The organism is Paenibacillus sp. D9 (assembly GCF_001188365.1).
Lineage (GTDB): Bacteria > Bacillota > Bacilli > Paenibacillales > Paenibacillaceae > Paenibacillus_O > Paenibacillus_O humicus.
The window spans coordinates 2,762,445-2,777,599 of the sequence record NZ_JZEJ01000001.1 but is presented as its reverse complement, the minus strand read 5'-3'; the positions used below and the strand labels follow the sequence as shown (position 1 = coordinate 2,777,599).

Sequence of the window (15,155 nt, the reverse complement as noted above, 5' to 3'; positions counted from 1 at the left end):
CAAAATGCATAGCTGCTGTCAAACTTCCACTGATAATCCAACAAAATCAATTCAATGCCCTGTTTGTTACCAAAAGGGCAAAACTATTCAATTGATTACGCTCAAATCATTGCTTCAACCAACCGCGTTAGAAACAATATACCCTGAATTAACTTACACTTTTTGCGCGAATTCATCTTGCGAAGTTGTCTATTTTAGTGATGAGCAGACATTTGGCAAAGATATGCTCAAAGTTTCGGTGTTCCAAAAAGACGCTGCATTGGAAGTACCCGTTTGTTACTGCTTCGGATGGACAAGAGAACGCTTAATACAAGCCGTTCAGGAAAATCAGAATCCAATTGACCATATAAGAGAACAAATTCAAGCTGGTCGCTGTGGGTGTGAGGTTAATAACCCACAAGGAGCCTGCTGTTTGGGCAATGTCACGTCATTCATCCGGAGCCTTGACAAGATCTAATTTCTTGTCAATCTTACGAACCTCTATATCGTTTCACCCGGTGAAAATTAATCGAAAACATCGCAGTTCCTTCCCCGGCGGCTGCTTTTTTCTTTTTCAACGTTAATACTGCGATAACAATTGGCATGTAAAATCATATTTGAAATAAGCAAATAATTATATGGCTATTTACAAGGGGTAGGGGAGTGTGGGAGAATGAAACGGGATGTTACGCGGATTTATTTCCTTTGCGGGCAAAATCGGTGCCGAAGTCAGATGGCCGAAGCCTTTGCTAAGTTTTATGGCGGGGATCATGTGGTGGTGGAGAGTGCCGGATTAGAACCATCGAAAGAAGTGCATCCTTACACCGTTGAAGCTATGCGCGAGGTAGGCATCGATCTTTCCCAGCATGTTTGCAAAAAAATCGATATGAAATTTTTTCTAGCGTCGAATGCCATCGTCAAGTTGTGCGAACAAATTGTAGAACGCTGTCCTATCGTACCGTTTAAGATCATGAACGTCGAGTGGAACATCCCCGACCCGTTGGCTGTAGACGGCGGCAACCTGGAAGACGTGAAGAGAGCGCGTGACGAGATTCGGGAGAAAGTAATCGGGTTGTTAAAAGGGATGGACATTCCCGTCGCTTAAAAGGAGTGAAGCAGTTGAGCAAACTAGAAGAAGTAGCGGATGCCTTGAAGCTATTGGGGGACCGGAACAGACTCACTATCGTAGCCTTGTTGCAGGTGAAGGAACTGTGCGTGTGCGAGATCGTGGACATTTTGAAAACGAGCCAGCCCAATATCAGTCAGCATATGCGCAAGCTGCGGGACGGGGGCCTGGTCAAAGAGTCTCGCAGGGGACAGTGGGTTTATTATTCGCTCTGCCTGGAAGACAAGCCTTATATTTTGGATATTCTAAAAGAAATTCCTTCGCAAGCGGCGCTGATTGAGCCTGCCGTTTGCGAAACCAATGATTGCTGTACGTAGTTCAGGAGGAAGCATAAATGGTTTATGTGGCGATTTTCATTTTCTTGGTAACGTTGCTTTTTGTCATTTGGCAACCGAAAGGATTAAATATCGGCTGGTCGGCAAGTGCCGGAGCGATCCTAGCTTTGCTCTTTGGTGTGGTCAGCTTCGCGGACGTCGGCACCGTAACCGGTATCGTGTGGAACGCTACCTTGGCGTTTGTGGCCATTATTTTAATCTCACTGGTGCTGGATGAAATCGGATTTTTTGAGTGGGCTGCATTGCATATGGCGCGGCTGGCACGCGGAAACGGCCTGCTCATGTTTGTATTTATCATCCTGCTGGGATCGGCGGTTGCCGCCCTGTTTGCCAATGATGGCGGGGCCTTGATTATTACCCCGATTGTACTCGCCATGGTCCGGGCACTTAAGTTTGATGAAAAGATGATCCTGCCGTTTATTATGGCCAGTGGGTTCATTGCGGATACGGCATCTTTACCGCTTGTCGTCAGCAACTTGGTTAACATCGTATCTGCGGATTATTTCAACATCGGTTTTGCGGAATACGCGAGCCGCATGATTGTTCCGAATTTCTTTTCCGTCATTGCGAGCCTCATTGTGTTGTATCTGTATTTCCGGAAGAGTATCCCGAACACTTACAATCTTAAGCAACTGAAAAAGCCGAAGGAAGCCATCAAGGATATGCGGCTGTTTAAGTTATCTTGGGTCATTTTAGCCGCGCTGCTCGTTGCGTATTTCATTAGCGAATTTTTCTCGATCCCTGTATCCATTATTGCCGGGGTTGCAGCGATTGCCTTTTTGTTCGCGGCGAGAAAAAGCCCTGCGATTCATACCTGGAAACTGGTCAAAGGCGCTCCCTGGGCTGTCGTCATCTTCTCTATCGGCATGTATGTGGTCGTTTATGGCTTGCGCAATGCCGGACTTACGGATGCACTAGGCAGCGTCATTCAAGCGGTCGCAGACCAAGGGTTATTTGTGGCTACCGTAGGTATGGGCTTTATTGCAGCCATCCTGTCATCCATTATGAACAACATGCCCACGGTCATGATCGATGCGCTGGCCATCCAAGGTACGCAAACCGATGGGTTCATTCGTGAGGCGCTGATCTATGCGAATGTGATCGGTTCGGACTTAGGGCCGAAAATTACGCCAATCGGCTCCTTGGCCACGCTGCTTTGGCTGCATGTCCTATCCACGAAAAACGTGAAAATTAGATGGGGCTATTATTTTAAAGTCGGTATCCTGTTAACCATTCCCACGTTGTTCATTACGCTCACCGGTCTTTATGTATGGCTTTATGTTCTCCAGACGCTACAGGTGAATGTATGGTTATGTATCGCGGTGATCGTGATCGTCCTAGTGGTAGTTGCAATGATCATGAAGACTTTTATGAGAAGTAAACAAGCGAAAAGAGTTCATCAAGGCGATTAATGAATTGAAATCAAAGGAGATTGTTCACCATGGAGAAAAAACCGTTAATTTATTTTTTGTGCACCGGAAATTCTTGCAGAAGCCAAATCGCAGACGGGTTTTTAAACGCGCTAGGCGGCGACAAATATGAAGTCAAAAGCGCGGGTCTTGAAGCACATGGACTGAATCCGCGTGCGGTGCAGGTCATGCAAGAAGCTGGCGTGGATATTAGCAAAAATACCTCCGATGTGATCGACCCGGAACTTTTGAATCGCGCCGATTATGTCATTACCCTGTGCGGCCACGCCGACGAGCATTGCCCTGTGATCTCCAACAAGAATGTAACGAAATGGCATTGGGGTTTTGATGATCCGGCAAAAGCAACCGGAACGGAAGACGAAATTATGAACCAGTTCCGCACCGTTCGCGATTCGATTAAGAGCCGGATTGAACAATTTGTCAAAGAAGGGAAATGAGGTGGCGACGATGATCAAACGAATGCATGTTGCTTTAAACTGCACGGAGCTGAACAAGTCTCTTGAGTTCTATCGCGCTTTTTTTGGAGCCGAACCGAGTAAGGTTAAAGATAACTACGCCAAATTCGAGTTAGAAGAACCGGCGCTTCATTTTTCGCTCAATGTACGTCCCTTCGAACAAAAGGGTGTACTGAACCACTTGGGATTTCAAGTGAATAATACGGAAGAAGTGCTGGCCATGGGGGAGAGGCTTCGTCAAAGCGGACTGCTACTGATTGACGAGATGAATACCACATGCTGCTATGCGGTGCAGGATAAAGTTTGGGTGTATGATCCGGACGGCAACGCTTGGGAGATTTTCTACACAAAAGAAGATTCAGAATTCGAATCCGCCGGAGAAGCCAGGGATTTGTCCCTGTGCTGCGCGCCGCCAGCGGCCCCGGTTCCGATTGAGTTTGGATCGTTTAAAAAAGGAGTATAGTCCATGGCGTCTGAAAAAACCTACCATGCTTTGATTCCTGATAAAATTTTTATGGGCGCGGCAGCCGATGTTGAATCGATGGTAAAAAATGAAGGTATCGACGTGATCGTGGATCTGCGCGGCGAAGCGACGGATTGCGCCTATCCAGCGGCGAGTGCGGAATGGATTCAAATTCCGTTAGCAGATCATGCTGCTATGCCGCAAGAAAAAGCCTTCGAGCAAGCGATCCAGGCCGTCATCGAAGCTTATCACCAAAACAAGAAAGTGGCTTTTCATTGTGGCGGTGGAAAGGGACGGACCGGTACGGTAGCCGCTGGCACCTTACTTGCCTTGGGATTAAGCGACACGCTTGACGAAGCCGAGGCCAAGGCGAAGAGCATTCGCAACATCATTGATATTAAACCCTCCCAGAGAGAATCGTTGCACAAATTATATCCCGGCAAATAAGCAATCAGGAGACCACTCAGCCGAGTGGTTTTCTTTTGTGATTAAAACATAAACGGCATGAATCGTGATGGCACGCATTTTCTTTGTCTCAAGCAACGACGAAAGGCGTTATTCCAATTCAGCTGAAAGAACTTGATGAAGGTGAATCCAATCGAAGCTATCCCCATTCTTGCTAACCAGGCTGATCCGATGCATGTGCTGATCGATCCGTACACCGGAAATGAACCGGCTCTCGAACTCACCGAAACATGCAATAAAATTTCGCGTCGTTCCTGGTGCGAAAGCCGTACCGCCCGATCTATCGCCCACACTTTCTGTTCATCGAGAACCGACATTCTTTGTTTGCGGTTCTCTTTGTGCTGCCACGATGTTGCCTCCCGATGCTCCCACCGATTTGTTCCCGACTTGATGCATTCGTTTATCCAAATTGTGCCTTGAATAAAATAAGAAAGCACTTCGCGTTAGAAGTGCTGAATATCTTCAGATTCATTGAACCTTGAGTTTACGGCTCGCTGGGCGCAATGCCCAAGATGTTATAACCAATGCAAGAAAAATTAATGGTGACGCGATTTGAACAGGGCCGTCGCTAGCCAAAGTGTGTGATGCTGATGCACCGATAAGATCGAAGACAAAGCCCGCGTATGCCCATTCTTTCAGACGCGGAAAGCGCGGTATTACGATAGTGATTGCACCCAAGATTCTCCCTACCCCCAAAAATATTAAGAAGTATACAGGGTAGCCAAGATGTTTCATTTCCGCTACTTGTTGCTCCCCGTGGGTGATAAAGAGTAATCCACCGATGAATAAAAGTCCAGCACCTAATATGGTAGTTATCCAGTATGCAGATGTTATCGTTTTTTCGGCTATCATTGCTTCTCCTATACTTGCTTAGTTATCGTGTCTATATTCGATTGAATGTCAGTTCGCAAGAATTCTTTTGCTTGTTCGTCACCGGTTAGTTGTAGTAAAATCGGCTCCATTTCATTTCTTGTAATGACGGTAAATGTTAAAAACGGACAGCATTTTCTCTCCATACTTACCCATTCATTGACGAGCCGCAGTGTTTCCGCGTCTCCTGGAAAATGATACTGGTACCCGTTTTCAAGCTCCATAATGCCGAGCCTTCTAGTTTCGAGTTCCCCCCAAATGCTTTTGTACTCCATCCGCTGTTCTTTCGTAAAAACCGTGTGGCAGCAAGCAACCGGTATTTCTTTGCTCATATTCTCTATCCCCTTTCACTTTGTGCACGAATTGCAACTGCAGCCTGTTTTTATATAAGGTGAACCGGTTGCTTTACGTCTACGATAAATAACGATTCCTGCTATCACAAACATAAAAGCCATAGCAGCGACAACAAACGGATTCAAAAAGAAGGATGAAACCCCGAGGACTGCCGCACCCCCAAGCAGCGGCAAAGCGCAACATAAGGCGCAAGCACCTAATAGTCCAAGACCAGCAAGCCAATCACCTTTTTTCATTTACATCACCTCTCCAAATGATCTATACTCTAATCATAAAACTTAAAGTTAACTTTAAGTCAAGGGGTGTTACTATGACAGGTCTTAGTATTGGGCAACTCGCGGCAAAAGCAGAAGTAAACGCATCGACGTTACGGTATTATGAATCTGTTGGTCTGCTTCCTGCTCCGGAGCGAAAGAATGGTCAGCGCCGGTATGACGAGGGACTGCTAGACCGTATCAACTTTATTAAAGTTGCGCAGCAAACGGGATTTAGCATTCAGGAAATTACCGTTTTACTAGAAGGTTTTGAAACCCGTGATTCGCTCTCTGAGCAGTGGGAGCAGATGGCAAATCAAAAACGATCCGAACTTGAGGAGCGGAAGAAACAGTTTGATTCGATGATACAGATCCTAGACAGCGGTCTAAGCTGCAAATGCCTTACATGGTCGGAATGCTTAGAGAAGATAGAAAATGCAGGTTCGTGTTAGGAAAGGACAGGGCGCGAAATGATTTCAAGAGAACAATTAGAAAAGAATCAAGTATGGCTCTATGCTATAGCCCTAATTATTGCCGCTGGATTTGGATTGTTATGGCCAGAAGTCAGTGAAAATTTAGATCGCATGATTTCATTCGTACTTGCCATCTTAATGTATGGTATGTTTGCCCAAATTCCGTTTTTTCGTTTAAAAGAGGCGCTAACGAATCGAAAGTTCATCTATGCGTTGCTTATTATGAATTACCTAGCTGTACCCATCCTTGTTTGGGGGTTAACTCAGTTCCTTCCAACCGATCCAGCACTACTATTAGGTGTACTTCTTGTTTTGCTAACCCCCTGCATTGACTATGTTATCGTCTTTACGCATCTTGGGCGTGGGAACGAGAAGCTTGTCTTGGTTTCAACCCCTATACTCTTTGTAACCCAAATGCTTCTATTGCCTATTTATCTATGGCTTTTTATGGGCAAGAAAGCGGCAGATATTGTGAGTGTCGGGCCATTTCTCGAAGCATTTTTAGGTCTTATTGTTGTTCCGCTGGTACTTGCTCTACTTACTCAATGGTGGTCGAGACGACAATCATACGGAGAACGTTTTCTTGATACTACAGCATGGCTTCCTGTGCCTTTTATGGCAATAACCCTATTTGTTGTCGTTGCATCACAAATCTCTAAACTGTATACCTCTTTTGATTTTATAAGCCAGGTCATTCCAGTCTATGTAGCATACATGGTCATTACACCGATTATTGCTCGCTTAGTTTCTCGTGTATTCCGTTTAGATATTGGAGCAGGACGGGCACTTATCTTTAGTGCTGGAACACGTAACTCTCTTGTCGTTCTTCCTTTTGCACTGGCGCTACCTGAACCTCTAAACGGGGTAGTGTCTGCAGTAATCGTAACGCAGACAATTGTAGAACTTATTGGGGAACTATTATATATTCGTCTTGTTCCAAAGGTACTTTTACGAGGAACGGACGGAAGTATTGAAAATCAAAAGTGAATAGTCTTGTTAAATCCATAAGTAGGAAAACTTTTGTTGAAGAGGTTATTTAAAAATATCCGTCTACTTTGTGGGTTGTTTCAGCTTCACTGGTACTACCCCAACAAGGCATGAGTCATGACGGGCCGAACTGTTACAGCTCGAGTTGAGTTGAACATGTTCGGAAAAAAATAATAAGGCGCTGCCGATTAGCTGGTAGCGCCTTCGCCTTTGCACGTATTGCTGCGCTCTGCGGTGTTATACACTATTTTATTTCTGCAATCGAAGTTACCTTGCTTGCCCTAGGATTAAGTAATACGCTTGACGAGGCCAAGGCAAAGAGCATTCGAAACATCATTGATATTAAGCCATCACAGAGAGAATCATTGCATAAGTTATATCCCGGTAAATAAGCAAGCAGGAGACCACTCAGCCGAGTGGTTTTCTTTTTGTGATTAAAAACATTTGCAATTTGCAAATAAACATTGTATAACTAGAACATGAGGTGAATAACAGTGGAAAATGTTCGCGAACTATTTCAGATCATGACACGCCGTTTTGGGTTTCTCAATAAAAATTGCTGCTCCGCCGGTGGCTGCGATATTTCCTTAGTGCAAAGCCATATTCTTTACGAGATCGATCGTCAGCATCAACCGTCCATTCAGCAGGTAGCCGAGGCGTTAGGAACCGATATAACGACCTTTAGCCGACAAATCCAATCGTTAATCAAAATGAACTTAGTGAAAAAATCGCCCGATCCCAACGACCGAAGGGTATTTGTGCTTTCTCTCACGACAGAAGGCAAATATGTAGCCACAACGATTGACCAGCAATGTAACGCTTATTTAGCAGAGATTTTCTCTCACATGAACGATTTTGAAAAAGAAACGGTCATTCGCTCCATTAAGCTTTTGAACGAAACAATGTCGAAATCCAGCCTATGCTGTTCCACCCCCATCGGGTGATTTTCTTTTCTCATATACTTGTAAATTGCAAATAAATTGGAGGGTAATGGGTATGAATGAGAAATTGGATACGATTGTCATTGGAGGGGGGCAGGCGGGTCTTGCATCCGGCTATCATCTTCAGAAGAAAGGACTTCAATTTCTGATTTTGGACGCGAGTGACGAGGCGGGGGGCTCGTGGCCACGTTATTACGATAGTCTCAAACTGTTCTCTCCAGCACGTTTCTCGTCGATGCCGGGCATGAAGTTCCCTGGCGATCCGGATGGCTATCCCAAGCGTGATGAAGTCATTCGTTATTTACAGGATTACCGGGCAAAGTTTCAATTACCGGTCCGAACCAATCAACGCGTAGTATCGGTCGAAAGGGATGGAGAAGGGTTTACGGTCCGTACGATGGCAGGGGATACGTATCGGGCGCGCACCATCATTAATGCGACCGGCTCCTTTCACAATCCCTATACGCCAGTTGTGCCGGGGAAGGAGGCGTTTCAAGGCTGCACACTTCATTCCTCCGAATACCGGAATCCGGAGCCATTTCGCAATCAACGCGTAGTGGTGGTCGGGCGTGGCAATTCTGCCGTGCAGATCGGTGTTGAACTGGCCGATGCGAGCAAGACGTCTTTAGCGGTACTCCGGCCGGTCCAATTCATGAAATCGAGGCTGTTAGGTCAGGATGTGCATTTTTGGATCAAACTGATTGGGTTTGACACCTTTCCATTTTGGCGGTTCGGGAAAACCGCGCCGAGTTCAAGTGCGGTGAACGATTCGGGCGGGTACAAAGAAAAAGTAGCAGCAGGAAAACCGGATCAACAACCGATGTTCACATCCTTTTATGAGGATGGCGTCATTTGGCCGAACGGTACAAAAGAGCCGGTGGATACGGTGTTCTTTGCGACAGGCTACCGGCCGCAACTTCCCTACCTTCAAGCGATTGGCGCGCTGGATGCGGAAGGAAGGCCGTTACATCAAGCAGGCATAAGCGATGTTCCGGGGCTTTATTATGTGGGGTTGGAAGGGCAGCGTTCCTTTGCTTCTGCTACCTTAAGGGGGGTGGGGCCGGACGCGCAGTTTGTTGTTAAAAAGCTTTTGCATCATCTTAAACACTGAATGCTTACATTTTTTGATAAAAGGATGGGACCGACTTGAGCCTCAATTGGTTTGCTGCGGAAATGCTTATGAAACAACGCCAAAGGGAAATCGAACGATCTGCTAGAGAAGCGTGGAAATGGTCAGACGCTATGCAAAAGCAATCGGTCCGATTCTTTAGTAGGGTGCCAATCATTCGTGCAACACCAACGGCTTGCTGCGCTGCGAGCTGCTGTTGATTGTATAAAAAAACTAAGGAGTGATCTTTCATGAATCAAGTGAGTAATGATCAAATTCGTCAAAACGTTCGGAATCGGTATAAAGAAATCGCCTTACAGGACGTAGGGGCAGGGTCCTGTTGTACGCCAGCGCCAGCTAATGCTTGCTGCGAGTCGCCCGCGGACGTTTCCGCTAAAATGGGCTACTCGTCAGAAGAACTGACAGCCATTCCGGATGGGGCGAACCTGGGCCTCGGCTGTGGCAATCCGCAAGCCATTGCCGCTTTGCAGCCGGGAGAAGTCGTGCTGGACCTGGGCAGCGGCGGCGGGTTTGATTGCTTTCTTGCCTCCCGTCAGGTGGGCGCTTCCGGCCGCGTCATTGGTGTAGATATGACACCGGAAATGGTCAGCCGCGCCCGCGAAAATGCCAGTAAAAGCGGATTTACCAATACGGAATTTCGGCTGGGAGAGATCGAGCATCTGCCGGTTCAGGACCATTCGGTTGACGTAATTATTTCAAACTGTGTCATTAATCTGTCCCCGTCGAAGCAGCAGGTTTTTGACGAGGCGTTCCGTGTGCTGCGTAACGGCGGGAGACTGGCCATATCGGATGTCGTGGCAACAGCCGATTTTCCGGATGAAATCAAGCAGGATATCGACCGTATCTATTCAGGGTGCATTTCAGGAGCTTCTTCCATCGGCGAACTGGAAGCCATGCTTGCGCAAAGCGGTTTTACCCAAATTGAGATCGAACCTAAAGACGAATCCCGGACGTTCATCAAGGATTGGATTCCTGGCGCAAATGTCGAACAATACCTGGTGTCCGCCGCAATACGTGCCATCAAGCCTTGAGCCAAGACGGGCCGAACTGTTGGAGCTCGAGTTGAGTTGAACATGTAACACATTTTTCATTCGATTAATTTCAGTAGTTTCTTTCAGCAGTCATTGCCATTGCCTTTGTTTCGTGAACTGTACCGTATGGATGCTGAGGAGGTGCATAGATAACGTAAACTTTAAGTGGTGTATTACCCGTATTGGTTACATTATGCCATTTTCCAGCAGGTATCATAATTGCATAGTCTTCATTTGCCATTGCTTGAAAATCTAAGTTATCTCTACTATCACCCATTTGAACAAGTCCTTGACCTTGTTCAATCCGTATGAATTGGTCAGTTGTCGGATGGACTTCTAAACCAATGTCATCCCCAACATTAATACTCATCAAAGTGACTTGAATATGTTTCCCTGTCCATAAAGCGGTTCGGTAATTATTGTTTTGCTTACTTGCTTGGGCGATGTTCACTACAAAAGGTCTTGCTCCATAATCCTGTAATTTAATGCTTCCATAATCAGAATTCCTGTTGTTATTTTGCCAATTGTAATAGTGAGGATTCCAGTTATAACTCCGATTGGTATTCCAGTAGCTATGCATAGGATTCCACTGATAGTGAAAATAAGAATTACGGTACATATGCATTCCCCCTCTTCATAATTGTTCGCTGCTCTTTATCCTATGCAGTTGCCTACGTAAAGGATTAAACTTGGGCAAGGCTGTGTCCTAAACAACGATAAGGGACAGCTAATAGGACACCGCGTCTGTTGCTGCCGATAGCTCATTTTGAAGAGAAAGGGGGACCGCCAACATTTTAACTAAAATATACGCTAAGGTTCAACATGAGCGGTTGTCGTTTTTTATTACGCTAAAACCGAATAGTCCGGGCAGTACGACCCGGACCAACGAAGTTCAACTTCCTGTTGTTTAAGCAGGCAAACAAATATCGCCAACTTCCCAATATACATTTGGTATCTTATGCTTATTTTTCACCGTGCCTTTTTGCAATTGTTAATTCCTAACACGGTGTTAGCAGGACAATATCGGGTGGCCCCAGTTAGGATTGGAGCCAATCCTAAGAGTCCCCACCAATTTCTGTAGGCCAGACCCAAAAGAATAATACCTGTTCCAATGGAAATTCTAATAATTTGTTCCTTTTTTCCGACATTACAATTCATCACAAAACACCTCCTACTCAAATAATGTCCAAAATATCGAAACAATTTTTAGGGAATGAGTGGAAATGACTCATCGAAGCAGCAGGTTTTTGACGAGGTGTTCTGTGCTACGTGACGGCGGCCGACTGGCCATACCGGATGTCGTGGCAACGGCTGAATCAAGCAGGATATCGACCATATCTATTCAGGGTGCATTTCAGGGCGTCCTTTATCGGCAAATTGGAGGCCAGCTTGCGCAAAGCGGTTTTTCCCGTATTAAGATCGAACCAAAAGACGAATCCCGGACGTTCATCAAGGATTAGATTCCCGGCGCAAATGTCGAACAATACCTGGTAATGATGGGCCGAGCTATTACAGCTTGTGTTGAGCCGAACATGTTACGGCATTAAATAGGAGTAGTACCAGCGAAGCTGACACCACCCGCAAAGTAGATGCTTAAATACATGGAAAATTTTTCTTAATTGATTGAAAAAAAACGGAACATGATTATAGGCCGGTTTCACTTTATAACGGGCAAATAGATTCCGCTTATTCCATTAGCGCGATTTATGTTGGCAAATTAGTGCTAGAGTAAGCTAATTATCGTACCGCCTGCAGCACCGGCAACAACAACGATCCATGGCGGTACTTTCCAAAAAACGAGCATCAGAAACAGAATCGAAGCCAATGCAAAATCGATAGGAGCCAGAATCCCCGTAGTCCATAGCGGATTATACAGCGCCGCCAACAAGATGCCGACAACTGCTGCGTTGATCCCGATTAATGCTCCTTGAACTTTAGAACTTTTCCGCAAGGAATTCCAGAAGGGCAGCGCTCCTACGATCAAAAGAAAAGCAGGCAGAAAAATAGCCATAGTGGCGATAATAGCGCCTGTAACTCCGTTTATCATCGCTCCCAAGTACCCGGCGAAGGTGAATAACGGCCCCGGTACAGCTTGCGCCGCGCCATATCCCGCTAAAAAGTCGGCTTTGCTGATCCACCCTGTCGGTACGACTTCCCGTTCGAGCAACGGAAGAACGACGTGCCCTCCGCCAAAAACAAGCGACCCAGACCGATAAAAGCTATCCAATAATGATAGCCAATCCGCTACAACAAATTGTCTGAGGAGCGGCAGCAGAATCAGGAGCCCAAAGAAGACGGACAAACAGAGGACCGCAAAGCTTCGGCTAATGGGCACGGATAGGTTCGCTGTTTCAGGAATAGTCGTTTTTCTATACAACATCATGCCAACAATGCCCGCAATAACAATAAGCAGGACCTGGCTAAAAGCAGTCTGCCACAAGAGGGTCGTGGACGCAGCAATAATGGCGATTGTTGCCCTATTTCGGTCAGGAGTCAGTTTTTGTCCCATACCAAGTACGGCCTGAGCAACAATGGCTACTGCGACGATTTTAAGACCGTGAATCCAACCCGCGCTGCTAATATCAAATCCCTGCAGCAGGAAGGCGAACAGGACCAAAGCGATGACCGATGGAAGCGTAAAACCAAGCCAAGCCGTCAGTCCGCCGAGCAATCCGGCGCGGATGACGCCGATTCCAATACCGACCTGACTGCTGGCTGGGCCAGGCAAAAACTGGCACAGCGCGACCAGATCCGCATAGCTTCGTTCGTCCATCCATTTGCGGCGACGTATGTATTCTTCGTGAAAATAACCGAGATGAGCGATCGGTCCTCCGAATGAAGTAAGACCAAGTTTAGTTGATACAGCTAATACTTCCAAAAGCGCCCGCAATTTGCTTTTAGGCTCATGCTGGCTTACAACATTATTGTTCTCCACGTGTTGTTATTCCTCCTTGGCAGATGGTTTCGGAGATGAAAACAAATGATTTAACGCTTCCTTTTGGGCCGGATTCAATTGAATGATTTCACGGATGTTCTTAGCTCCCTGCTCGGCTTCGTATACAGTGTTGAATAAACCGAGCTTAAGGAGCACACCGGTAGCTATTGTGCCTGTACGTCCTTTCCCCGCAGCGCAATGCAAGCCAACTTTATGACCGTTTTGATACGCGTTTACAACTTCCTCAATGGCTTGTTGGATGACCTGTTCCTGGCCCGGCTCTTGAGAGTTGTCCTGCAGCGGTACTTTGATCCAGCGTGCATTAGCCTCCGGATAAGGGCACTCCGTCGCTTCAGCGCGCAGATCAATGATGACGTCGCATTTTTCGTCGTTCACCATAAATTCCACATCGGCTGCTCCACCAATAAAAATTCGATCCTCATGCAGAACATGGTAGTTTTTTTACTTTTGCCATGGTTTCTTTTCTCCTCTCGTCATAATATTTATAAATCAAGCTGGCTGCGGTGGTTAAAGAACGTCCGATACCCGAGTTGCACGAAGAGGATCGCGGATAACGAGACACTTCCGACAATACCCAGCATGATGGCAATTTGGTATTCCACAGCTACGATCGGGGATGTCCCGGACAAAATTTGTCCCGTCATCATGCCTGGCAAAAACACGATCCCCATACCGACCATCGAATTAATGGTAGGCAGCATAGCCGAATCGAACGCTTGATTGACAATCGTCCGCGCTGCCACTTTCGGTGTTGCTCCGAGCATAAGCGTCGCCTCCACTTTATCCTTCTGAGTGTGCATCCCTTCAATTAGGGAATTTACGCCTAAGGCAATTCCTGTCATCGAATTGCCGACAATCATCCCGGCTATCGGGATCACGTACCTTGGTTCGTACCAAGGTACCAACTGCAGGACTATGCCTATAAAATAGATAAGACTGACCAGGATACCGGATGTCATCGAAAGAACAATGATTCGCTTCATGGCGGCGGGCATATTCCCTTTTGCCCGTTTAATAATCGTCCGGATAGCGAACGCAAGCATCACAGCCACAAGCAGCAACGTATAAACCGGATGGGCGTGACCAAATACGTATGAAAGCAAGTACCCCACAAGAATCAGTTGAAGCGTCATCCGAATTGTCGCGATCAATATGTCCTTTTCACGCGGGATGCCCTTGATTCGAACGATCACTATCAGAAGAAGCACGAATAAGTATGCTGCGGCCAGTTGCCAAAATAATAAATCAATTGTTGCGTTCACTGCACATTCCTCCCGTTCACATGTGGCATTCCCCTTTTCATTTCAATGACCAAATCAGCGTATGTATCTGCAATGTGACGGGAGTGTGTAATCATAACTAGCGTTTTGTTCTTTTCACGACTGAATGCGGTCAGTCTCTGCATCACCTTATTTGCGGTGTCCTCATCCAGCGCCGATGTCGGTTCGTCCAGAAGCAGGGCTATCGGATTCATCAAGATAGCCCTTGCAAGAGCCAAACGCTGCTTTTCTCCGCCGGACAGATTCTCCGCATCCTGAGCCAAATTTTTCTCCAGACAGACGAGATGAAGTGCCTGCTTCATCTGTTCATCAGTTGCGGTAGGTTTGTCAGCAAAGGATAATCCGATTTGTAAATTATCTTCTACCGTTCCCTTGAACATAATTGGAGCTTGCGGCACCATTACTGCGTTACGCCTCCACTCAATGGGATCCGTTACGTTGAAAGAATGCTCATCAAACCAAATCTCGCCTTCATCCGGGCTATCCAGTTGATTTAACAATCGAAGCAAAGTCGTCTTTCCGCTGCCGCTCTCACCTACAATGCAGGTAATCGTTTCCGCAGGTATCGTTAACTCCGGAATAGACAAAATCCCTTTGGCTTTCACCCCTTTTAACCGGAACACCGTC

At 46.4% G+C, this 15,155-nt stretch carries 21 protein-coding genes; 12 read left to right on the top strand and 9 right to left on the bottom strand.

What is annotated here, in order from left to right:
- The first annotated feature begins 4 nt into the window (after nt 1-4).
- The 7 genes from VE23_RS27030 (at nt 5) to VE23_RS12655 (ending at nt 4,235) form a co-directional block, all read left to right on the top strand.
- Entirely contained in the window at nt 5-457 is a 453-nt protein-coding gene (locus VE23_RS27030; protein WP_084781433.1) for a putative iron-sulfur cluster-binding metallochaperone, read from the top strand.
- Nucleotides 458-652: 195 nt separating this feature from the next.
- Nucleotides 653-1,084, top strand: coding sequence for an arsenate reductase ArsC (locus tag VE23_RS12680; RefSeq protein ID WP_049868159.1), 432 nt, complete (start codon nt 653-655; stop codon nt 1,082-1,084).
- Between the two features lie 14 nt (nt 1,085-1,098).
- The gene (locus tag VE23_RS12675; protein ID WP_049868158.1) at nt 1,099-1,422 is read left to right on the top strand and encodes an ArsR/SmtB family transcription factor; all 324 of its coding nucleotides are present in this window, start codon (nt 1,099-1,101) and stop codon (nt 1,420-1,422) included.
- Between the two features lie 17 nt (nt 1,423-1,439).
- The gene (locus VE23_RS12670) at nt 1,440-2,852 is read left to right on the top strand and encodes an arsenic transporter (protein ID WP_084781432.1); all 1,413 of its coding nucleotides are present in this window, start codon (nt 1,440-1,442) and stop codon (nt 2,850-2,852) included.
- 29 nt (nt 2,853-2,881) lie between these two features.
- Nucleotides 2,882-3,307, top strand: a complete 426-nt coding sequence (gene arsC, locus VE23_RS12665; RefSeq protein WP_049868157.1) for an arsenate reductase (thioredoxin) — start codon at nt 2,882-2,884, stop codon at nt 3,305-3,307.
- A gap of 10 nt (nt 3,308-3,317) precedes the next feature.
- On the top strand, nt 3,318-3,788 hold the full coding sequence (locus VE23_RS12660) for an ArsI/CadI family heavy metal resistance metalloenzyme (protein ID WP_049869721.1): 471 nt from the start codon (nt 3,318-3,320) through the stop codon (nt 3,786-3,788).
- A 3-nt stretch (nt 3,789-3,791) separates the two neighbouring features.
- On the top strand, nt 3,792-4,235 hold the full coding sequence (locus VE23_RS12655) for a protein-tyrosine phosphatase family protein (protein WP_049868156.1): 444 nt from the start codon (nt 3,792-3,794) through the stop codon (nt 4,233-4,235).
- Nucleotides 4,236-4,721: 486 nt separating this feature from the next.
- Here the strand turns inward: VE23_RS12655 and VE23_RS12650 are convergent, their stop codons facing one another.
- The 3 genes from VE23_RS12650 to VE23_RS26500 are packed head-to-tail and all read right to left on the bottom strand — an operon-like array spanning nt 4,722 to nt 5,713.
- Entirely contained in the window at nt 4,722-5,105 is a 384-nt protein-coding gene (locus tag VE23_RS12650; RefSeq protein WP_049868155.1) for a DoxX family protein, read from the bottom strand.
- 8 nt (nt 5,106-5,113) lie between these two features.
- The gene (locus tag VE23_RS12645; protein WP_232316912.1) at nt 5,114-5,455 is read right to left on the bottom strand and encodes a hypothetical protein; all 342 of its coding nucleotides are present in this window, start codon (nt 5,453-5,455) and stop codon (nt 5,114-5,116) included.
- A gap of 15 nt (nt 5,456-5,470) precedes the next feature.
- Complete coding sequence (locus VE23_RS26500; protein ID WP_157053953.1) at nt 5,471-5,713, bottom strand: hypothetical protein; 243 nt, start codon at nt 5,711-5,713, stop codon at nt 5,471-5,473.
- Between the two features lie 74 nt (nt 5,714-5,787).
- Between VE23_RS26500 and VE23_RS12640 the strand changes: the two genes are divergently transcribed.
- The 5 genes from VE23_RS12640 (at nt 5,788) to VE23_RS12620 (ending at nt 10,292) form a co-directional block, all read left to right on the top strand.
- Nucleotides 5,788-6,183, top strand: a complete 396-nt coding sequence (locus VE23_RS12640) for a MerR family transcriptional regulator (RefSeq protein ID WP_049869719.1) — start codon at nt 5,788-5,790, stop codon at nt 6,181-6,183.
- 18 nt (nt 6,184-6,201) lie between these two features.
- Nucleotides 6,202-7,191 carry an arsenic resistance protein gene (locus tag VE23_RS12635; RefSeq protein ID WP_049868154.1) on the top strand — a complete coding sequence of 330 codons (990 nt, stop codon included), beginning with the start codon at nt 6,202-6,204 and terminating at the stop codon, nt 7,189-7,191.
- Nucleotides 7,192-7,685: 494 nt separating this feature from the next.
- Nucleotides 7,686-8,135, top strand: a complete 450-nt coding sequence (locus VE23_RS12630) for a MarR family winged helix-turn-helix transcriptional regulator (RefSeq protein ID WP_049868153.1) — start codon at nt 7,686-7,688, stop codon at nt 8,133-8,135.
- A 52-nt stretch (nt 8,136-8,187) separates the two neighbouring features.
- Nucleotides 8,188-9,243 (top strand): flavin-containing monooxygenase, encoded by a 1,056-nt coding sequence (locus VE23_RS12625; RefSeq protein WP_049868151.1) that lies wholly within the window; start codon nt 8,188-8,190, stop codon nt 9,241-9,243.
- Between the two features lie 248 nt (nt 9,244-9,491).
- Nucleotides 9,492-10,292, top strand: coding sequence for an arsenite methyltransferase (locus VE23_RS12620; RefSeq protein ID WP_049868150.1), 801 nt, complete (start codon nt 9,492-9,494; stop codon nt 10,290-10,292).
- A 70-nt stretch (nt 10,293-10,362) separates the two neighbouring features.
- Here VE23_RS12620 and VE23_RS25860 read toward each other — a convergent pair whose 3' ends face one another.
- The 6 genes from VE23_RS25860 to VE23_RS12600 form a co-directional block, all read right to left on the bottom strand.
- The gene (locus VE23_RS25860; RefSeq protein ID WP_084781430.1) at nt 10,363-10,911 is read right to left on the bottom strand and encodes a cupin domain-containing protein; all 549 of its coding nucleotides are present in this window, start codon (nt 10,909-10,911) and stop codon (nt 10,363-10,365) included.
- A 350-nt stretch (nt 10,912-11,261) separates the two neighbouring features.
- A complete protein-coding gene (locus VE23_RS25855) occupies nt 11,262-11,450 on the bottom strand; it encodes a YgaP family membrane protein (RefSeq protein WP_084781429.1) in 189 nt (62 codons plus the stop codon).
- Between the two features lie 565 nt (nt 11,451-12,015).
- Nucleotides 12,016-13,227: a chromate transporter gene (locus VE23_RS12615; protein ID WP_049868149.1), complete on the bottom strand. Its 1,212-nt coding sequence runs from the start codon at nt 13,225-13,227 to the stop codon at nt 12,016-12,018.
- Nucleotides 13,228-13,233: 6 nt separating this feature from the next.
- Complete coding sequence (locus VE23_RS12610; protein WP_084781712.1) at nt 13,234-13,626, bottom strand: protein-tyrosine phosphatase family protein; 393 nt, start codon at nt 13,624-13,626, stop codon at nt 13,234-13,236.
- A gap of 104 nt (nt 13,627-13,730) precedes the next feature.
- Nucleotides 13,731-14,510 carry an ABC transporter permease gene (locus VE23_RS12605; RefSeq protein WP_049868147.1) on the bottom strand — a complete coding sequence of 260 codons (780 nt, stop codon included), beginning with the start codon at nt 14,508-14,510 and terminating at the stop codon, nt 13,731-13,733.
- Nucleotides 14,507-15,151, bottom strand: a complete 645-nt coding sequence (locus VE23_RS12600; RefSeq protein ID WP_049868146.1) for an ABC transporter ATP-binding protein — start codon at nt 15,149-15,151, stop codon at nt 14,507-14,509. The genes VE23_RS12605 and VE23_RS12600 overlap by 4 nt, the downstream gene beginning before the upstream one ends.
- Nucleotides 15,152-15,155: the final 4 nt, after the last annotated feature.